Below are 20,151 nucleotides of genomic sequence, written 5' to 3' on the forward strand. Positions count from 1 at the left end.
TGCTGATCAAACAATGTCAACATAGGAAGTTATGAACAGTTACGTTAACCAGCCACCGTTAGGGCTAATAATTTGACCTGTAATATAAGAAGATTCAGGTAAGGAAAGGAAATATACAAGGGAAGCAATTTCATCGGTCGATCCAAAACGACCAATCGGTATTTCTTGCTCCAATGCTTCTTTTTCCTCGATATTGAAATCCTTCATCATGTCAGTCTCTACTACTCCAGGTGCAACCGCATTAACCGTAATTCCCGAAGGTGCAAGCTCTTTCGCTAATGCTTTAGTAAAGGCATTCATGCCACCTTTTGTTGTGGAGTATAGCACTTCACAAGCTGCACCCGTCATCCCCCATACAGAAGAAACATTAATAACGCGACCGTATTTATTAGCAATCATATGTGGCATGAAGAGCTGCGTACAAAGAAACATTCCTTTCAAATTCACATTCATGACGTAATCCCATTGCTCCTCCGTTATATCCATTAACATTCCATAATGAGATATACCGCCATTATTGACAATAATATCGGGCAAGACATTCATGCTGTCTAACTTCTCTTTCATGCGTTGCAGCTGCTCTTTGGAGCTAAGATCAGCTGCTATCGTGACAACTTTTGCTCCGAGCGCCATACATTCACGTGCTGTTTCATTGGCTTGTTCATGTGAATTGAGATAATGGATGACGATCTGATAACCTTCCTTAGCAAAGCGCTTCGCAATAGCGGCGCCAATACCACGGCTTCCCCCGGTTATCATCACTGTCATTTCTTGAAATGCTCGATTCATTAAGCCTTTGGAGATTCCACGATTGAAACAGCCAATTGATCAAAGTCAAAATGATCAACTAAACGTTGATTAACGTCAGCTAACGTGCATTCCTCATAATATTTAAGCACATTAAACATATCACAATTACGGAAGCGGAATTTAGTAAACTCACTAGCAATTGCTTCAGGGGAATTGAGCATTCTTAAATAGCTACCGATTTTTTTACGTTTAATTCGATTGAAGTTCTGTTCATTGATACCTGTTTTCAATGTTTCTTTCACATATTGTGAAATTTCTTCGATTAGTATATCTGGCTTCGGTGTGTCTCCGCCAATGACCGAAAAAGCATATTGTTCTGAGCAGTTATATTCATAACCGAACGAATCATAGATCAGCTGTTGATCATACAATCGTTGGTAAAATGCTGAACTGCTACCAAAAAGTACATCAAGCATTACTTTACTAACCACTTCTTGCTTCACAAGCTCTTCACCTGACAATGTCACTTGAGGTTCTTTGAAGCCTAACATTACTTTTGGTAATGAAACGGGCAATTGAATAATTTTTTTACGCTCTTTGATTGGACCTGGCTCGGGCTCAAAGAAGCGATTAATCGGTTCAATAGGCGTGAAGCTTTTACTTGCTTGATTAGATCGAACTAATTCCATCACTTGCTCCGCATCCACCCCACCGACAATAAATAATAGCATATTAGACGGATGGTAAAATGTGTTATAGCAACGATACAATGTATCTTTATCGATTTTGTAGATGGATTCGACCGTTCCAGCAATATCTATCGCAATCGGATGTGTTTGATACATCGCTTCAAATAGCCCGTAATAGACACGCCAATCCGCGTTATCACTATACATATTAATTTCCTGTTCAATAATTCCTTTTTCTTTATCTACATTTTGCTCTGTAAAATAAGGATTTTGCACGAAATCAATTAATGTCGTTAAATTTTCATTAATTTGCTCTGTCGCTGAGAACAAATAAACCGTTCTATCGAATGATGTAAAGGCATTTGCGGAAGCCCCTTGTTTAGCAAAGGTCGCAAATACATCCCCTTCTGGTTCTTCGAACATTTTATGCTCAAGGAAATGAGCGATGCCGTCTGGCACTTTAAGTGGCGGCTCGCTGCCAACTGAGAAATGGTTATCAATCGAACCATATTTCGTAGCAAAGGTCGCATACGTTTTCTGAAAGCCCGGCTTAGGCAGTACAATGACTTCTAATCCATTAGGAAGTATTTCACGGTATAATGTTTCCTCTACTGCATCGTATTGTAATGTATCCATTCCTACACCCCCTGACGATCTCTTAAGAAGTAGATCGTATCCAGTTCAACTTGCTGCGCAACAGCTTGCACATCACTAATCGAGATCGCTTGCACTTCCGTTAACAATTGATCAATGGTCCGGTTCGTATTAGCATAGCGATTATTAAAGTCAAAGCCAAGCATTTCATTCGCATTATCAAACATTTCACGTAGTGAATTAGAAAGCATCGCAATCGTCTGCGACAATTCAACATCTGTAATGTTACCAGCTCTCATCTCCGCTAATTGTTGCTCAATAATATTCAATGCTTTCTCATAATTGGCAAATTCAATACCTGATTGAATCGACAGGATGCCTTTATGTCCATCTAATCGGGAAGCGCAATAGTAAGCCAAACTTTCCTTCTCACGCACATTAACAAATAATTTAGAATGAGGGTAGCCACCGAATATTCCATTGTATACTAATGCCGCTGCATAATTAGATGATGCATAGCCAGTGTTCATGCGAAGTCCGAGATTCAACTTTCCTTGATTCACATCTAGCTGTTCAACTATTGTTTTCACGGCATCTACACTGTGAACAACATCAGCACGCTCATACGGCTTCGGTGAACGTTCTGGCAATACGAAGCTTTGCTCAATATAGCCCATCACTTCCTCAAGCGTAGTATCACCTACGACATACAAATCAAGTTGTGCTTCAGATAACCACTGCTGATAACGCTCATATAATGTTTGCGCATCGACCTGCGGCAAATCTTCTAGACGACCGGCTGCATTAAGACGATATGGTTCATTCGCACACATTTCCTCCATACAACGTTCAGATGCATAGCGAATTTTATCGTTAATTACCGATTCCAATTGCTTTTGTAATGTCTGTTTTTCTGCCTCTACATAAGCTGGACGGAATTCACCATTTTCGATTAATGGCTGTGTAACCATTTGACCGATATATTTGATTGCTTCCGACAATAAAGAAACCTCGCTCTTCACAAAGCGGTCATTAATGACATCCATCCGAAATTGTACAAATTGTGTGTTGCCACGCTTCGTAATATTGAAACCAAAGCCCGCACCATACAATTCATCTAACTGCTCCCGTAGCGCAATCGTTTCTGGCTTAATAGCCGTTCCTCTACGTAATACATATGGAATAAGTGCAGTTGACGTTACCGTCTCCTCCTGCAATGGTGTACCTGCAAATAACGTAATCGTAAACGTTTTGAATCGATTGGTTGGCAATACATGCACATTGAAACTTTGCACTGTTCCTTTTTGAAAATTCATAATTATTATGGCTCCTTTCTATAGTAGCCTTCCTTATTATTCTAACTTATGCGAAATGGAAGAAGCAACCACCAGACAAGCTCTGAATGATTGCTTCTTTTTTCACGTAATTATTTACAAAAAATATGTTTCCCGATCGTCATAATCTGCTGTCTAGTCCAAATCCAAGCTGAAGTTGCAGTATCAGGGTTAAAATAATAAATACAACCATATGTAGGGTCCCAGCCATTAATGGCCTCCCTAACAGCTTTCTTTGCATTTTCATTAGGCGTAAGATAGATCTGACCATCAGCTACTGCGGTAAATGCTCTCGGTTCAAAAATGACGCCATAAACCGTATCAGGAAAATCCGGATGCTTTACACGATTCAAAATAACAGCGGCTACTGCAACTTGACCCTCGTAAGACTCTCCTCGAGCTTCACCATATACAGCATTCGCCATCAACTGTATATCATTCTCTGATAATCCTAATAAATTTGATTGCCCTGTACTGTTTGAATTAGAATTATCACTATTACTATTACTATTACTTGAACCTGATTCTGGTCCGGTAGTCATAGATGCATTCCATTTCGCTGTTGCTTTGACGAGTTTTTGCTTCGTACTTTTGCCAACAACTCCATCAGATGTTAGACCGAATTCCCATTGAAACCATGTTACAGCACTTTTCGTCTGTGATCCGAATGCTCCATCAACTTCCCCGTTAAAGTAACCCAAATACTTCAATCGACCTTGTAGCTCACTTACATCCGAGCCGTATGATCCGACCTTCAATGTTGCAGAACTGAAAGTCGGTACAGTACTCTCATCCGTAAACTTGTTATACATGTAAAGAGTCGAAAAAAGCATTACTACAATAACAAATACAGTTAGTTTACGTAATCTCATGTTAATTGCGCCTTTCTCCTACTGCGTAATCAATAGTCATTGTTGACCTGCACATAGTATGAGAAAAGGAGTTGATTAATATACACATTTAACATTTTCCTATTATTTAGCATTCCATTGCTCAATAGAAACGAGCACAATACGCGGCTTACTGCCTTCATATGGACCAATAATTGACTTTCCTTCTAGCTGATCAATGATTCTAGCGGCACGTGTGTAACCAATTCGCATACGCCGCTGTAACAACGAGACTGACGCCTGTCCACTCTCTATTACAATTTTGGCAGCATCATCGAATAAATCATCATATACTTCATCATAATCATCTAATTCATCGTCAAGCTCTGGTACGATATCTTCATTATAATTGACTTCCCCTTGACTACTTACATAAGCAACAAGCGCTTCAACCTCTTCATCTGACAAAAATGCACCTTGTACACGAATCGGTTTATTCATACCCATTGGCAAGAAGAGCATATCGCCACGGCCGAGTAACTTCTCAGCACCCGCAACGTCAAGAATGGTACGTGAATCTACTTGCGATGATACCCCGAAAGCTATTCTAGATGGAATATTCGCTTTAATAACACCAGTAATAACATCTACAGAAGGTCTCTGCGTTGCAATAATTAAGTGAATACCTGCTGCACGAGCCATTTGCGCAAGCCTAGCAATGGCATCCTCGACATCATTGGAAGCAACCATCATCAAATCAGCCAATTCATCGACAATAACGACGATATACGGTAGAAATAACGTAGGATCGTCCTTTACAAGTTGATTATATCCTTCGATATTACGTGTACCAGATTTCGAGAATAGCTCATACCGTTTTTCCATTTCCACTACGATTTTCTTTAACGCAAGTGAAGCACGCTTTGGATTGGTCACTACAGGAGCAAGCAGATGTGGTATACCATTGTACATATTTAATTCAACCATTTTCGGGTCAATCATAAGAAATTTCACTTCATCAGGATTCGCTTTGTACAAAATACTTGCAATAATCCCGTTAATACAAACTGATTTACCAGAGCCCGTTGCACCAGCAACGAGTAAATGCGGCATTTTCGCTAAATTACCGACAATACTTTGTCCAGAAATATCACGACCGAATGCAATCGACAATTTCGATGCCGCATTCATAAATACTGGAGTTTCCATTACTTCACGCATCGTAACGACAGAAATCTCGCCATTAGGTACTTCAATTCCAATCGCAGACTTACCCGGAATTGGAGCTTCCATTCTGACATCTTTAGCTGCCAAAGCAAGTGCGATATCATCTGTTAAGCCAACAATGCGACTAACCTTCACACCAGTAGCGGGCTGAACTTCGTATCTTGTGACCGCAGGACCTCTCACGACATCTAATACCTTCGCACGTACACCAAAGCTCTCTAATGTAGCTTCTAGCTTACGACGCGAGTCATACATTTCTACCCCGTCTGATCCCTTTTGTGTATTAACTGGTTTATTAAGTATTGTGAATGGTGGCATCTGGTATGGAATCGCAGTAGGCTGTACATTGGCCTCGATTTTTCCCGCTTCATCTCCATTGTTATGCTCCGTTATGAATACATCTGAAGTGACGGCTTGTCCCTCAGGATAATCGTAATCATCATTGCTTTCATTGCTGGCATTACTGTCACTATTTTCATTATGTTCATTGCTGTTGATCGTATGTAATGGTTCAGCTTGCTCAGCTCGCTCTTCATATCCATCTAATATCGCTGAACCTACTTCAGCTTGAGCATTGTCTCCATTAAGAACTGGCGGCTCCGTCTGCTCTGTTAATTGCCATTCCGTATCATCGCGCGGCAACGGTTGTTCAAGGTGCTGCTCCAAAGAATCTTGGTCAGCTCTATCGTTAAACGGTAGCTGTGAATGCTGCATAACAATCTCAGATTGCTCTTCGACAATTTCTTCATAATGCTCAAGGACATGATCATTAGCGGCAAGTGATTCTTGATGATTCAACTCCCATTCATCATCTGGTTCCTCTGTACGATCATGATTCCATTGGAAGAAATAAGATTTACGCTTAGGCTTTGTAATCTCAACCTGCATATCTTCATGATTCTCATCATCATCAATGTAATGAACATCTTTGCTGACTTTTGCCAAAGCTTTCCGCCTAGCTTGAATAATACCTACCTTCGCAACGACTAATTTAATAAGACGAGATAACTTCACTTTCAGGAAACGAAGCATCTCTACATATGATTTACCAGTTATTAACAATATCGAGATGAGATACATTACAATATTAACAATTAAAGCACCATAATAGCCAAATAGCATAAATAATAGCGAATATTGAATCGCCCCTACATAGCCACCACTGATCGAGAGATCACGAATGGAACTATCTTGAGACAATTGTGTATCAAATAACTGAGAACGAATCTCCTTATCCAACGTTTTCATAATAACCGATCCAGTAATTGAACTATTATCGAGGCCCATATACCTTGCATTAATATGAGAGATCGAACTGCTTAACGTTAGTGCTAATATCGCTATAATTAGACCCGTTTTTCTTGTACTCCATCCACTCGGCCATGCACGCTTAATCATAACGGTTAATCCAACGACGATACCTGCAATCGCAAGTGCAAAGTAAAATTTCCCTAGAATAACACCGAATAATTTCGATAGAGCTTGACCAACAGTCGCTTCCCCTGAGAGAGCAATCATCGATAATGTAATAATAAGAATACCATATACTTCATATTTCAATTGAGATCCCAATGATCTCTTCTTTTTACGTCTTTTGGCCAATAAGCTCCCCTCCGACTTCCATTATATCACATGAAAATATTGTGATCTACGAGCAAAGAGGGAGAAGCTTAATAAGATATTCTAATTATCAGCAATTTTCGCACGCAAAAAAGACTGAGCCATCCATACTCAGCCTTTAAAAGGTATATTCTATAAATGTAGGTTTCCTCCATATTCGACATCGAATATGTTGTCTTGAACTACAATCCTTTGAACTTTAATCCTTCGAACTTTAATCCTTCGAACTTCAATCTTTTGAAATAACTTTAAATGAAGGTTCAAAAAGCGGGCTTTCAGAATCGAGAAGATGGAGCGCTACTTGAGAAAGGCGGAAGCGCAAATGTACGTTATTGGTACATGCGAACCGTACTTTCCAAGTTCGCTTCATATTCGACGTCGAATAAGCTACGTCAGCATAACCATCGTTATCAAAGCCCGCTTTTTGAACTTACCTATAAGGGATGATACTGCCTGGCGCGTAGTTCTCGTCTAAGTAACAATCCAGCGGCGGATTAATTAGACGAACGATCATCGCGTTGCCTGATACTAACGGCTTAACCTCCATTAACATCCCTTGATACACATAATCTTGACAATGATCGTCACGCTTTTGTTCCCCATAAACGTATTCAACAGGTACAATGGAATATAACATTACACTTGGTCCTCCTTATGATCGTTAATTAGATTACGTAGTTGTTGTAGAGCATCCCCTATTCCACCCACTTTATCAATAAGACCGTGACTTACTGCATCCGCACCAATGACGGTAGTACCAATATCTCTTGCTAGTTCCCCGGTTTTAAACATTAGTCCTTTGAACGTTTCTTCCGTAATTCGCGAATGTGCGATAACGAAGCGAGTTACTCTTTCCTGCATCTTGTCCAAATATTCAAATGACTGTGGCACACCAATAACTAGTCCATTCATCCGAATCGGATGAATCGTCATCGTAGCTGTCTCAGCAATAAAGCTTACATCACCAGAAACAGCTATTGGAACTCCTATAGAATGTCCACCGCCTAATACAAGCGTAACCTTTGGCTTAGACATTGTGCTGATCATCTCTGCAATAGCAAGACCTGCCTCAACATCTCCACCTACTGTATTAAGAATAATAAGCAAACCTTCAATTTTACTATTTTGCTCAGCAGCAACGAGCTGAGGAATAATATGCTCATACTTCGTCGTTTTATTTTGTGGTGGTAAGATCATATGACCTTCAATCTGCCCGATAATCGTTATACAATGAATATTACTTTCTTGAGTGCTCGGTACGCTGGCCACCCCGAATTGTTGTATAGCCTGCAAGGTTTGATCGACTGTTGACCTTGTTTCTTCTGACTTATTCGGTTCATTAGGTATTTGATCACCAGTCAAATTCGGATAAGAATCCATCATATGCCTCCTAAACTTTTTGTAGCTTCGTGTAATAACTTCTCATGTAGACAAAAAGTCACTTCGAAAGCATAGACTAACTTTTTGTAGCTTCGTGTAATAACTTCTCCTGTAGACAAAAAGTCACTTCGAGAGATTAACTTTATTATTTATATGATTAGTATGGAGTATTATGCTCAACTTATCCGAAAACTACTTAATAACAAAAAATACCCATAGCCGAAACACCATTTTCAAAGTGTCCAGTCTATGGGTACCTTACTCTTATCTCTCATTTCAGAAAACTATGACCTATTACTAGTTATAGGGCAGTACAAAATCTTGCGTGTAATAGGTTTTATAAGCACCTACTCCAAGCTCCTTATATTCGGAATACAGCATATTTTCTCGATGTCCCAATGAATTAATCCAGCCTACATAAACAGCAAATCCATTTTCATAGCCGTAAGCGATATTTTCACCTCCGCCAAAATTAGTTAGTCCCGCTGCCTCCATTCGAGCTTGTGGATCTAATCCTGCTTTATTAATATGATCAAGATATTTGTGCGTATACATATCTTTACTATGCAAATACGCTGCCTTCGCTGCTTTCTCATTCCAAGATAACATATTTTTAAGATTATGTTTGTTACGGAAAACATTAGTGAAATCTAGAATTTGCTGTTCATAACTTGAATCTATTTGTTCTTGTCCAGCTGTACCTTTCCCGCTGTATGTTGCATCATATTGCAAAATTCCATCTACAGCATTATCGGAAAACTTATCTACGTAATAATTTGTTATAATTCCATCTTGTTTAGATTGATAATAACTAAATAGGTTTAATGTAACTTCCTTGCCGATATATTTGTTTAAACTAGTGTGGCTAGAACCTACTAATATATCATTTTGTTGTCCCCATACATTTCTAGCATTCGAATATAGTGCAACAACTTTATTTTCATTAGAAATACCATACATTGCAAAGCTATTATAATCTTTATTATAAATGTACCATGTAAAATTAAATTCAGAAGCGTCTTTACGATTGGGCTTACCTAACTTACTAACTAACGCAGCCTCCGTATCACCGATAACTACATCACGCAAACCGGTAGAATAGCTTACACTTTTGCCAATATATTGTTTCACAGAAGGATATTGCTGCTTCAAGCGTTTAATAAAGACGATCGCTTCCGCTAGTTATTCAATTCAACAATGAACAATTAGGGCTAAAGACATAAAAAAAACTAGCTAATAACTACTCACATATGAGTAATATTAGCTAGTTAATTTAGGTGAATGGAATATAAATTATACTTCCATAATAATTGGTAAAATCATCGGGCGACGACGAGTTTGTTCGTATAAGAATCTACCTAGAGAGTCTTTCACATTTGTTTTCAATGAAGCCCACTCATTAACTTTATCGTTCATTAGTTTAGTAAGTGTAGAAGTTACGATACGGTTTGCTTCGTCAAGAAGTCCTTCGGACTCACGAACGTAGACAAAACCACGAGAAATAATATCTGGGCCAGATAGAATCGTGCCATCAGCCTTGCTAAGTGTTACAACAACAACGAGAATACCATCTTGGGAAAGCAGCTTACGATCACGTAGCACAATATTACCTACGTCGCCAACTCCTAGTCCGTCGATTAGTACACGACCTGCTTGAACTTTAGGTCCACGAGCGGCTTGACCACCTTGGAACTCAACAGTGTCACCATTGTCTAGTACGAAAATATTTTCTGGAGCAATACCAACCTCTTCACCTAGACCAGCATGAAGACGAAGCATACGATATTCACCGTGAATAGGAATAAAGTATTTAGGCTTAACAAGGTTAAGCATAAGTTTCAATTCTTCTTGACTACCATGACCAGATACGTGAACACCAGATACTGATCCTGGTCCGTAGATCACATGTGCTCCAAGACGGAACAACTCATCTACTGTTCTACCTACATAGCGCTCATTACCAGGGATAGGCGTCGCGGCAATGATCACCGTATCACCAGGCAATATATCTACTTTACGATGTGTTGAACGTGCCATACGAGTAAGTGCGGACATTGGTTCGCCTTGACTACCCGTACATAAAATAACGACACGATCAGCTGTCATACGATTAACTTCTTCTGGCTCAATAATCATTCCTTCTGGAATATTCAAGTAACCAAGTTCACTAGCAATCGTAACGACATTTACCATACTACGTCCTACGACTGCAATTTTGCGGCGTGTTGCAATCGAAGCATTAATTACTTGCTGAATACGATGTACATTTGAAGCAAATGTAGCTACAACAACACGCTGCGTTGATTTACGGAAAATATCTTCAAGTTCATTACCAACATTACTTTCAGATGGTGTATATCCTGGACGTTCAGCATTTGTCGAATCAGATAGAAGTGCTAATACACCTTTGCTACCGATTGCTGCAATACGCTGCAAGTCTGCAAATTGATCATTAACAGGTGTATGATCGAATTTGAAATCACCTGTATGAACAATTGTACCTTCTGGTGTATCTAAACATACACCGACAGAATCAGGAATACTATGATTCGTTTTGAAGAAGCTCGCAGTAATTGTTCCAAGTTGGATTTCACTATCGGCACTAATAAGAATACGTTTCGTATCTCCTAGTATGCCTGCTTCTTTCAATTTTACATCGATTAATCCTAATGTTAGCTTAGTAGCATACACAGGAACATTTAAGCTTTTCAATACATATGATAAGCCGCCGATATGATCTTCATGTCCGTGAGTAATGATGATTCCGCGCACTTTATCTTTGTTTTCAACGAGATAACCCACATCTGGAATGACGATGTCAATTCCAAGCATGTCCTCCTCAGGGAATTTCAAGCCTGCATCTACAACTACAATATCGTCGTTATATTGAACGACATACATATTTTTACCGATTTCGCCGACTCCGCCTAATGCAAAGACCAGCAACTTATCTTGGTTATTCTTTTTAGACAAGTGAATCTATACCTCCTAAAGGTTATACCTTATTTAATTTTTGTTCTACTCAAACAATCTATTAACAAAAAACGTCAGATGCCGCTCTGACGGAATGTTCAAATTCAATATTTAATTGCCGCACCCATTCACTTAATTCCATTATACATGATTAAAAAGCGATTACACAAGTCAAAGGCAATATTTTCGCTTTGTTTTCAAAATATATGTAGTAACAACAAAAGCCGATGCCTATTTCGCAACGGCTTCCGCAGGTTTTCTATTACGAAATTATATTTTTAATTTGTTTCAAATTTCGTACGAATTCAGCCTCAGAATCTGTAATTGGTGCTAAAGGCAAACGAACTGAGCCTACAGCAATACCGATTGCTTCTAGCGCATATTTCACTGGAACTGGATTAGACATCGGATGTGGACAGTTAAACATGCCCTTGAAGAATGGCAGTAATTCACCATGAAGCTTAGCCGCTGTTGTAACGTCTCCGGCTAAAAAGGATTGAATCATTGATTTCATTTCTTGACCAACGATATGAGCAGCAACACTTACAATACCATATGCACCTACTGCAAGTACTGGAAGTGTAGCACTATCATCACCGGAGTACACTTTGAAACCTTCAGGTGCACCACTAATAATTGCAGTAAGTTGATCTAGGTTAGCACAATCCTTTGTTGCAATAACATTAGGGATTTGTGCCAGTCTAAGTGTCGTATCAGCGGATAAATTAGTGCCCGTGCGGCCTTCAACATTATATAAAAATACCGGAAGCGTAGTACTTTCTGCAATCGCTTTGAAATGCAAATATAGACCTTCTTGGCTTGGTTTATTGTAATAAGGTACAACAAGCAATAAGCCATCTACTCCGCATTGCTGCGCGCGCTGTGATAAATTAATTGAAGATTTTGTATTATTACTGCCTGTTCCTGCAATAATACGTGCTCTACCTGCAGATTTCTGAACAGCAAACGTAAACAAATGTAATTTTTCTTCTTCTGATAAGGTTGGTGACTCCCCAGTAGTCCCGGCAATAACAATGCTATCACTTTGCTGATCAACAATTAAATACTCGATAAGCTGTTCAGCAATTGCCCAATCAATATTACCTTCTGCATCGAAAGGGGTTACCATTGCGGTAATCAATCTTCCGAACTCCATCCGAAACTCCTCCTACCATTTCAGTAATATTTTTTATTTTTCAATCTATTTATTTGTAAAATAAAACACTTTGTTTTTGTAAAACGTTCAACGATTCAGGTCAAACGTTGAATGTAATGCGATAATTCCCTTTACCATATGCTGCTCCTTCACTAATACCCATATTGCCGCATTAGAGTCTGCTGATTGCAAAATAGGAACATCATGATCTGATAATGCTGTAATAATGTTAGCCATCACACCAGGCTGCCCATTCATGCCGCCGCCAATAATTGAAATTTTCGCACAGCTTGATTCAAGCTTCACTACTAATTTTTGAGCTTCAAGCAATTGTTTTGCCGTATTTGCCTGCTCGGAATGAACAGTAAAAACTGCACCATTTAGCGTTACATTAATAAAATCCACACTAATGCCATGGTGAGCTAGCGTTTGAAACAATAATTGCGGAGCACGATGATCCGCATCTGAACTATGGACAGTAAGCTGCGTAATTCCTGCTACGTGGGCAATTCCTGTTACATGCCGATCAAGAACGGCATGTTCATTATGTTCCCATGCTGCATCTTTCACAAGAGTACCTTCTTCATCGGAAAAAGTAGAACGAACACGGACGGGTATACGAGCTTGTTGCGCAATTTCAACAGCACGAGGATGAACAACTTTAGCACCTTCTCTTGCCATATGACAAATTTCAGCGTAGCTCAATGTAGCGATTGGTTTCGCATCAGTAACAACTCTAGGATCAGCAGTTAATACACCATTAACATCGGTATATATATCAACGTACTGGGCATTTAGCGCTGCACCAAGTGCCGTTGCCGTCGTATCACTGCCACCTCTTCCTAATGTCGTAACATCACTGTTACGAGTTCTACCTTGAAACCCTGTTACAACTACCACTTTACTTTGCATCAATGCTTGGATTATTTTCTCCGGTTTGATCGAAGTGATTTTCGCAGAGCCAAATTGTTCATCCGTCTCTATTCCCGCTTCTGCCGCAGTATATACAATTGCTGGGATACCCGCAGCACGCACTTGAGCGGCTAACAGCGTGGCAGAGATAACTTCGCCACAACTTATTAACAAATCCTTCTCACGCGCGTCTAGGCCGCCCTGATGAGCGTCTAACAATTCTAATAAGGTGTCAGTTGCATATGGTTCACCACGTCTACCTATCGCAGATACAACGATGACAACGGCATAGCCGTTGTCTCGTTCGCGCTTGATATGATGAATCACACGTTCAGTTGCTTTTGTTGTCGCTAATGAAGTGCCGCCGAATTTTTGAACTAATATTCGCATAGCTTCGCCTCCGAAATACATCAAGCCTGACTAAGAAGTTGAGAGAGATAGCTTAACCTTTTGCAATATACTCAGCAATTTGTACTGCATTCCATGCAGCACCTTTTAGTAGATTATCAGAAACAATCCACATATTAAGACCTTTTTCACCTGTAATATCGCGTCTAATGCGACCTACAAATACATCTGGTTTACCAGCTGAATCTGTAGCAAGTGGGTATAGTTGATTCGTTGGATCATCTACTAATGTAATGCCTGGAGCATTAGCAAGTAATGATTTCACTTCTTCAACATCAAATTCATTGTTGAATTCTACATAAACAGACTCAGAATGTCCGTAAATTACCGGGACACGAACGCAAGTAGCAGATACTTCAATTGACTCGTCGCCCATAATTTTTTTCGTTTCATTCGTCATTTTCATTTCTTCATAGGTGTAACCATTGTCAGTGAATTTATCAATTTGCGGAATCGCATTAAAAGCAATTTGATGCTTAACTGGTAGTCCGCCTACTGGCAATACGTCTGGATTAACTTCTACTTGGTCAAGCACTGCTTTTGTTTGACGAAGCGTTTCTTTAATTGCGCTAACACCCGCACCTGAAACGGCTTGGTAAGTAGACACAATAACGCGTTTAATGCTATAGCGATCGTGTAATGGTTTCAATGCTACAACCATTTGCGTTGTAGAACAGTTTGGATTAGCAATAATACCATTATGCGCTTTAATTTGTTCAGGATTAACCTCAGGCACAACAAGTGGTGTATTGGGGTCCATACGGAATGCACTCGTATTATCGATACAAACAACGCCGCGTTTTGCAGCTTCTGGAGCTAATACTCTAGATACATCGCCACCAGCACTGAACAAAGCGATTTCTACACCATCAAAGCTATCTGGTGTTGCCTCTTCAATAACATATTCATGACCTTTAAACGTTAGTTTCTTACCAGCCGAACGAGCTGAGGATAGAAATTTGATTTCATTGATAGGGAAGTCTCTCGTCTCTAACAACTTAATAATTTGTTCCCCTACTGCTCCCGTTGCTCCGACTACTGCTAAATTATACAATTTTTGGTTTGACATATGATGTCTTCTCCCCTCTATACTGTGGCTAATATATTAATGCCGTTCGATTAGCATTGGTTGTAATTGCTTACCTTGTAAGGCTGACTCACAAGCTTCCATAACCAGATCCATTCTAGCAACTAATGAATTAGGTTTATTAATAGGATCATCTTGACCGAACGGCACAAAATAAATATTTTTCGTAACTAACAGCTTCGCTATGTTTGCGGCATTCAATCCTAGACCATCGTTAGTAGAGACAGCAATGACGATTGGACGACCGTTACGCATTTGCGACTTAGCTGCCATAAGCACTGCACTATCCGTAATCGCGTTCGCTAAGCGACTTGTCGTATTACCTGTGCATGGTGCAATAGTTAGCACATCGATTTTTTTCGATGGTCCCAGTGGCTCTGCTTGCACAATCGTTGAAATAATCTCATTACCGGTAATCCGGATCAATTCACTGCGCCACTTCTCTGCTGTACCAAAACGTGTATCCGTTGTTAGCAATGTATTGGAAACAATCGGTATTACGTTAGCACCAGCATCAATAAAACGCTGTATTTGAGGCATTATTTCTTCTAATGTACAGTGTGAACCTGATAAAGCATAACCTACTGTTAATCCATCCCAATTCATCGTAAATCCCTCCGCATCGTCAATTCCGTGTGAATTAATTGACTTAAGCAATCTGCTAGTAGTAAACCTGCAGTTCTGGGGGCTACGATGCCAGGCAAGCCTGGTGCAAGTATAGCTTTCAAGCCTCGTGCTTCTGCAAAGTGGAAATCCGTTCCACCTGGCTTAGTCGCGAGATCAATAATAACCGTACTTTTTTGTAGTTTTTCGATTATTTGCGCTGTGATTATCATAGTCGGAATTGTGTTAAAAAGCAAGTCAATATTACCTACAAACTGCTCAAGATCCTTTGTATAAAAAGGATTGAAGCCCATTTCATACGCTCTTGCATATTGCTCAGAACGCCTTACACCCAAATAAACATTTGACCCTAATGCTTGTAATGTCCTTGCCATTGTGACCCCAGTCCGACCAAATCCTAACACCATCGAGTTCGATCGATGAATCGTAATGTCCGTATGCTGAATCGCCATCATTAGAGCACCTTCAGCTGTAGGAATAGAGTTATATATAGCTACATCATCACGTTCAAACAACTCTACTAGCCGGTAATTACTATCATTACATAATTGCTTCAAGTAGCTTTTGGCGATTCCAGTATAAATGGTGCAATGATTAGGTAACGCTAGCAAATACTCCTTCGTTAACTGCAAGTTCTCACTACTGAAAACAGTATGAATAAAGCCATCATCATCCGTACCAACTGCTGGCAGGATTAATGCATCAAGATCCTCAAACGATCTAATATCTAATTCTACAGCAACTGCGCGTGGATGTAGTTCTTTCTTCTGATCAAATCCACAAATGGTAACTTGAGCATTCAGTTCACAAAGCTTATGAATCACTTCAAGTTGCCTAGCATCGCCGCCAAGTAGAAGTACTTTTACGCCTGTTAACATCAGGCACACTCCTTTCTGGCTCAAAAATATAAGTTATTGTATGCTTCGACTCGCTAATGGGTGATTATCCATGCCCGATCGTTTTGCACAATACGACTTTTGTTAAATGCGATCTGATTCACTGGCGGCTGCGGCTTGCTTCTCGAATATGCTTCGTAGAATTTCATTATGGGCTGGTTACTCGGAAGTTTCTCTTGAACTTGCTCCGATGCTTGCGGGTCGCTGCGCCACCATGTAGGCTCCGATCACTTTTGCAAGCTAATTTTCTATAATTATCACTCAAAGTAGAAAATCAGCTTACAGGGCGAACGCTTCGCTTCTCCGCTCTACATGGTAGCTTCGCTGCTTCGAGGTCTTTTTTGTATGGTTGTTCTTCGATGTTCTATTGTTTGCTGTACTCCGATACTTCTTAGACACTAATTTTAATGCCCCTACGGCGTTATTATGTAAATTCAGCTCCCACCATATATTCAACTTCATAGGGAAGCACAAAAAAAGCATCTCTTTGCTACTAGTTAAGTAACAAAGAGATGCTTAGTAAAGTTAGTGTATAAGTCCGATTAATAATTTAGACACCAGTATGTCCGAAACCGCCAGCTCCACGCAATGTATCCGGAAGCTCGTCCGCTTCAATGATCGTTACGTTAGGGACAACTTGGAATAGCATCTGCGCGATGCGTTCGCCACGTTCAATCGTGAACGGAGCTTGACCATGATTGATCAATAATACTTTAACCTCACCGCGGTAGTCCGCATCGATCGTACCTGGTGAATTAAGACATGTAATACCATGCTTATAAGCTAATCCACTGCGTGGACGAATTTGTGCTTCTAACTCAATGGGCATCCCCATCGCAAAGCCGGTCGGAATAAGTTGGCGCTCACCTGGAGCTAGAACAACTGGCTCCGCTACTGCAGCTTGCAGGTCAAAACCTGCCGATCCTTCTGTCATCCGTTTTGGAATAAGCAAATCTTCATTACCTTCTAGTCGTTTAAATAACACTTGAAACAAGCTGATCCCTCCTAAGTTTCGCAATTGCTTTATCATCAGTACCTACCATCGACACCGCAAACGGAGTTGACAACATAATCTTTGTTACTTCTCTAATCTCGTCCATTGTAATATTATCAATGTGAGTCAGTAAAGTATCTAATGAATTATGCTTACCCAGCATCAGCTCATGTTTACCATTACGATTCATACGACTGCTTGTACTTTCAAGATTCAAAATTAATGAACCCTTCAATTGTTCTTTTCCTCTAGCAACCTCTGCATCAGTTAATCCCTTTTGACCTACCTCGTGCATCAGTTCCATCGTAAGATCAAGAACATCCTTCGTTTGCTTCGGCGCTGTACCTGCATAGATCGTGAACAGGCCAGAATCAGCAGATGAACTATGATAGGAATATACAGAGTATGCTAATCCTTTTTCCTCACGAATAACTTGGAACAATCTTGAACTCATGCCGCCACCTAATGCGTTATTAAGCAGGATCATTGCATTTTGCAATGGGTCACCTAATGCACAGCCAGGGAATGACATACAAATATGATTCTGTTCTGTTTTCTTTTGGAAGAACGAGTATTCACCAATAAATTGAGGAACGACGATGCTATCTGTTAACGGCTCATTATTTTGATAATGACCGAAATATGTTTCTAATAAATCCAGTAACGCTTTTTCCTCTACATTACCCGCTACACTAAGGACAATATTGTCAATCGTATAGCGTTCCTTCATAAAGTCTCGCAATGTTTGCGAGTTCATACTTGCTAATGTTTGCTGTGTTCCAAGTATAGAATAAGCTAATGGATCATTGCCGTATGCAGCTTTAGCAGCTTCATCGTGAACACGATCGTCCGGCGTATCCTCATACATTGATATTTCTTCTAAAATAACATTACGTTCCTTCGCAAGTTCTTCTTCATCCATTTGCGAATGGAAGAACATATCTGAAAGCGCGTCTACAGCTAACGGTAGATGCTGATCCAAAACTTTAGCGAAATAGCAAGTATATTCTCGTGAAGTGAATGCATTTACGTTACCACCAATTCCGTCGAATAAATCAGCAATATCGCGCGCACTTCTTTGCTCCGTACCTTTGAACATCATATGTTCGATAAAATGTGAAATTCCGTTATTAAGTTCTGTCTCATTACGCGAGCCATTTTTTACCCAAATACCAATTGAGACGGATCTAACCGTAGGAATTTTTTCGACAACGACACGCATGCCGTTGCTAAGCTTGAACTTTTCCACCAAGCAACCTCCCAAAACTTTTTGTTTCATCATGATTGACTTCCTAGCCACGAAAAGTTACTTCGTAAGCATTATCCAACTTTTCGTATCTTCTTGATTGACTTTCTAGTAACGAAAAGTCACTTCGAAAGCATGAACTAAAACTTTTTGTTTCATCATGATTGACTTCCTAGCCACGAAAAGTTACTTCGTAAGCATTATCCAACTTTTCGTATCTTCTTGATTGACTTACCAGTAACGAAAAGTTACTAGGAAGCATATAAATTATTGAATCATTCAACTATATCAGAATAAATCTACTCCCTCAACTGTATCCTTTAATCGTTCGGACGATAATGTATTACTCACTGTGCCAATGGAGTAGCCTTGGTCTTTAATAATTTTGATCATTTCAGGCATTGCTTCAGCCGTTGAGATCGTTGGATGCATTAATATTAATGCGCCTGGCTCTAATTTCGTCGTCACACGTGTTACAACCGTTGCTGCCGGTGGTCGCCTCCAATCAATCGTATCAATCGTCCATAGTACCGTCAATAAACCTTGATCTCGCGCAACTTGTATCGTTGCCTGATTGAATGACCCTGATGGCGGAGCGAACCATTTATTCTCTACATTCAGTTCTTTCAATAATTGTTCTGTGCGTGTAATTTGTCTCGCTTGTTCAGAGCGAGATAACTTCGCCATATCTGGATGAGAATATGCATGATTGGATAACTCATGACCAGCATTTTGAATCTTAATAGCTAATTCTTTATTGTCACGAAGCCATGTTCCATCCAGAAAAAATGTAGCATATACTTGCTCTTGCTCTAGCGTACTAAGTATAGATTCTATATATTCATTGCCCCATGCGACATTGATCATGAACCCAATTATTTTCTTATTAGCATTACCTTTGTAGATCGGATGGTTCCCCAAATCTTCAAGCTTAACCACAGGTTCTGTATTTTTGTAGATGAACCTTATTTTCTCTCCACGTACCATCTGCAAATTATATTCATATGTTTTCTCGATATCTACTTCTATTCCATTGTAGCCAGGGATCGCATGAAAAACTCTATCTATTCTTGCATTGATCGGTTCAATCTTATGCTTACCCGCTTCTGCTTCGATTTGAGCATATAATTCCTTTTTTTCAGTCTCTGAACGATTCACTTGCATGAAGGTATATACCGCATCCTGATCTTGAACATGATGAATGAAGCTAGACAGATTTCCATTAAATTTTATGAATACGACAAGCGCTAATGTACTTGCCACGATAAAGGAAGCTTTTTTCCACCATTGGATTCTCACGTTTCTCACTCCTGCACCATTTACTGCATACACCTGTACAAGCGTATCTGTAGTACATGTTATGAGTGAACGCCTTCAATTATGTGTGAAACGCAAAAAAAGAGACAGATCTAATCTGACTCTTCATCGCAT

The 20,151-nt window shown here is 39.8% G+C and carries 18 protein-coding genes; 1 reads left to right on the forward strand and 17 read right to left on the reverse strand.

The window, feature by feature from the left end; translation table 11 throughout:
* Positions 1-39 precede the first annotated feature (39 nt).
* The 5 genes from ymfI to AC1TPB_RS16670 all read right to left on the reverse strand — a co-directional run bounded on the left by ymfI (position 40) and on the right by AC1TPB_RS16670 (position 7,026).
* Positions 40-789, reverse strand: a complete 750-nt coding sequence (gene ymfI / locus AC1TPB_RS16650) for an elongation factor P 5-aminopentanone reductase (RefSeq protein ID WP_482077539.1) — start codon at positions 787-789, stop codon at positions 40-42.
* Positions 789-2,075 carry an EF-P 5-aminopentanol modification-associated protein YfmH gene (gene yfmH / locus AC1TPB_RS16655; protein WP_482077540.1) on the reverse strand — a complete coding sequence of 429 codons (1,287 nt, stop codon included), beginning with the start codon at positions 2,073-2,075 and terminating at the stop codon, positions 789-791. Before yfmH ends, ymfI begins: the two co-directional genes overlap by 1 nt.
* Positions 2,076-2,077: 2 nt before the next feature.
* Positions 2,078-3,349: an EF-P 5-aminopentanol modification-associated protein YfmF gene (yfmF, locus tag AC1TPB_RS16660; RefSeq protein ID WP_482077541.1), complete on the reverse strand. Its 1,272-nt coding sequence runs from the start codon at positions 3,347-3,349 to the stop codon at positions 2,078-2,080.
* A 110-nt stretch (positions 3,350-3,459) separates the two neighbouring features.
* A complete protein-coding gene (gene sleB / locus AC1TPB_RS16665; protein ID WP_482077542.1) occupies positions 3,460-4,239 on the reverse strand; it encodes a spore cortex-lytic enzyme in 780 nt (259 codons plus the stop codon).
* 102 nt (positions 4,240-4,341) lie between these two features.
* Complete coding sequence (locus tag AC1TPB_RS16670) at positions 4,342-7,026, reverse strand: DNA translocase FtsK (RefSeq protein ID WP_482077543.1); 2,685 nt, start codon at positions 7,024-7,026, stop codon at positions 4,342-4,344.
* Positions 7,027-7,296: 270 nt separating this feature from the next.
* Between AC1TPB_RS16670 and AC1TPB_RS16675 the strand changes: the two genes are divergently transcribed.
* A complete protein-coding gene (locus AC1TPB_RS16675) occupies positions 7,297-7,491 on the forward strand; it encodes a hypothetical protein (protein ID WP_482077544.1) in 195 nt (64 codons plus the stop codon).
* On the opposite strand, the gene AC1TPB_RS16680 is transcribed toward AC1TPB_RS16675, so the two are convergent.
* The 12 genes from AC1TPB_RS16680 to AC1TPB_RS16735 all read right to left on the reverse strand — a co-directional run bounded on the left by AC1TPB_RS16680 (position 7,475) and on the right by AC1TPB_RS16735 (position 20,019).
* Positions 7,475-7,681, reverse strand: coding sequence for a YlzJ-like family protein (locus AC1TPB_RS16680; RefSeq protein WP_482077545.1), 207 nt, complete (start codon positions 7,679-7,681; stop codon positions 7,475-7,477). The genes AC1TPB_RS16675 and AC1TPB_RS16680 overlap by 17 nt on opposite strands.
* Positions 7,681-8,424 (reverse strand): ClpP family protease, encoded by a 744-nt coding sequence (locus tag AC1TPB_RS16685; protein WP_482077657.1) that lies wholly within the window; start codon positions 8,422-8,424, stop codon positions 7,681-7,683. The genes AC1TPB_RS16680 and AC1TPB_RS16685 overlap by 1 nt, the downstream gene beginning before the upstream one ends.
* Positions 8,425-8,721: 297 nt before the next feature.
* On the reverse strand, positions 8,722-9,576 hold the full coding sequence (locus AC1TPB_RS16690) for a CAP domain-containing protein (RefSeq protein ID WP_482077546.1): 855 nt from the start codon (positions 9,574-9,576) through the stop codon (positions 8,722-8,724).
* Positions 9,577-9,717: 141 nt separating this feature from the next.
* Entirely contained in the window at positions 9,718-11,397 is a 1,680-nt protein-coding gene (locus AC1TPB_RS16695; RefSeq protein WP_482077547.1) for a ribonuclease J, read from the reverse strand.
* A 262-nt stretch (positions 11,398-11,659) separates the two neighbouring features.
* On the reverse strand, positions 11,660-12,553 hold the full coding sequence (gene dapA / locus AC1TPB_RS16700; protein WP_482077548.1) for a 4-hydroxy-tetrahydrodipicolinate synthase: 894 nt from the start codon (positions 12,551-12,553) through the stop codon (positions 11,660-11,662).
* Positions 12,554-12,640: 87 nt separating this feature from the next.
* Positions 12,641-13,855, reverse strand: a complete 1,215-nt coding sequence (gene dapG, locus AC1TPB_RS16705) for an aspartate kinase (protein ID WP_482077549.1) — start codon at positions 13,853-13,855, stop codon at positions 12,641-12,643.
* A gap of 52 nt (positions 13,856-13,907) precedes the next feature.
* Positions 13,908-14,942 carry an aspartate-semialdehyde dehydrogenase gene (locus AC1TPB_RS16710; protein WP_482060977.1) on the reverse strand — a complete coding sequence of 345 codons (1,035 nt, stop codon included), beginning with the start codon at positions 14,940-14,942 and terminating at the stop codon, positions 13,908-13,910.
* Between the two features lie 36 nt (positions 14,943-14,978).
* Positions 14,979-15,566, reverse strand: coding sequence for a dipicolinate synthase subunit B (locus AC1TPB_RS16715; protein ID WP_482060978.1), 588 nt, complete (start codon positions 15,564-15,566; stop codon positions 14,979-14,981).
* A complete protein-coding gene (gene dpsA / locus AC1TPB_RS16720; RefSeq protein ID WP_482077550.1) occupies positions 15,563-16,462 on the reverse strand; it encodes a dipicolinate synthase subunit DpsA in 900 nt (299 codons plus the stop codon). Before dpsA ends, AC1TPB_RS16715 begins: the two co-directional genes overlap by 4 nt.
* 568 nt (positions 16,463-17,030) lie before the next feature.
* Entirely contained in the window at positions 17,031-17,474 is a 444-nt protein-coding gene (gene dut / locus AC1TPB_RS16725) for a dUTP diphosphatase (RefSeq protein WP_482077551.1), read from the reverse strand.
* Positions 17,455-18,723: a M16 family metallopeptidase gene (locus AC1TPB_RS16730; protein ID WP_482077552.1), complete on the reverse strand. Its 1,269-nt coding sequence runs from the start codon at positions 18,721-18,723 to the stop codon at positions 17,455-17,457. Before AC1TPB_RS16730 ends, dut begins: the two co-directional genes overlap by 20 nt.
* 285 nt (positions 18,724-19,008) lie before the next feature.
* Complete coding sequence (locus tag AC1TPB_RS16735; RefSeq protein ID WP_482077553.1) at positions 19,009-20,019, reverse strand: polysaccharide deacetylase family protein; 1,011 nt, start codon at positions 20,017-20,019, stop codon at positions 19,009-19,011.
* Between the last annotated feature and the right edge of the window lie 132 nt (positions 20,020-20,151).

This window comes from Paenibacillus sp. Y951, from assembly GCF_056786395.1.

Excerpts from the sequence above, each read along its gene's own strand:
- dapA (WP_482077548.1), bottom strand. The coding sequence starts at position 12,553 with ATGGAGTTCGGAAGATTGATTACCGCAATGGTAACCCCTTTCGATGCA.
- ymfI (WP_482077539.1), bottom strand. The coding sequence starts at position 789 with ATGAATCGAGCATTTCAAGAAATGACAGTGATGATAACCGGGGGAAGC.
- AC1TPB_RS16715 (WP_482060978.1), bottom strand. The coding sequence starts at position 15,566 with ATGAATTGGGATGGATTAACAGTAGGTTATGCTTTATCAGGTTCACAC.
- AC1TPB_RS16685 (WP_482077657.1), bottom strand. The coding sequence starts at position 8,424 with ATGGATTCTTATCCGAATTTGACTGGTGATCAAATACCTAATGAACCG.
- dapG (WP_482077549.1), bottom strand. The coding sequence starts at position 13,855 with ATGCGAATATTAGTTCAAAAATTCGGCGGCACTTCATTAGCGACAACA.
- AC1TPB_RS16675 (WP_482077544.1), top strand. The coding sequence starts at position 7,297 with ATGAAGGTTCAAAAAGCGGGCTTTCAGAATCGAGAAGATGGAGCGCTA.
- dpsA (WP_482077550.1), bottom strand. The coding sequence starts at position 16,462 with ATGTTAACAGGCGTAAAAGTACTTCTACTTGGCGGCGATGCTAGGCAA.
- yfmF (WP_482077541.1), bottom strand. The coding sequence starts at position 3,349 with ATGAATTTTCAAAAAGGAACAGTGCAAAGTTTCAATGTGCATGTATTG.
- sleB (WP_482077542.1), bottom strand. The coding sequence starts at position 4,239 with ATGAGATTACGTAAACTAACTGTATTTGTTATTGTAGTAATGCTTTTT.
- yfmH (WP_482077540.1), bottom strand. The coding sequence starts at position 2,075 with ATGGATACATTACAATACGATGCAGTAGAGGAAACATTATACCGTGAA.
- AC1TPB_RS16680 (WP_482077545.1), bottom strand. The coding sequence starts at position 7,681 with ATGTTATATTCCATTGTACCTGTTGAATACGTTTATGGGGAACAAAAG.
- AC1TPB_RS16710 (WP_482060977.1), bottom strand. The coding sequence starts at position 14,942 with ATGTCAAACCAAAAATTGTATAATTTAGCAGTAGTCGGAGCAACGGGA.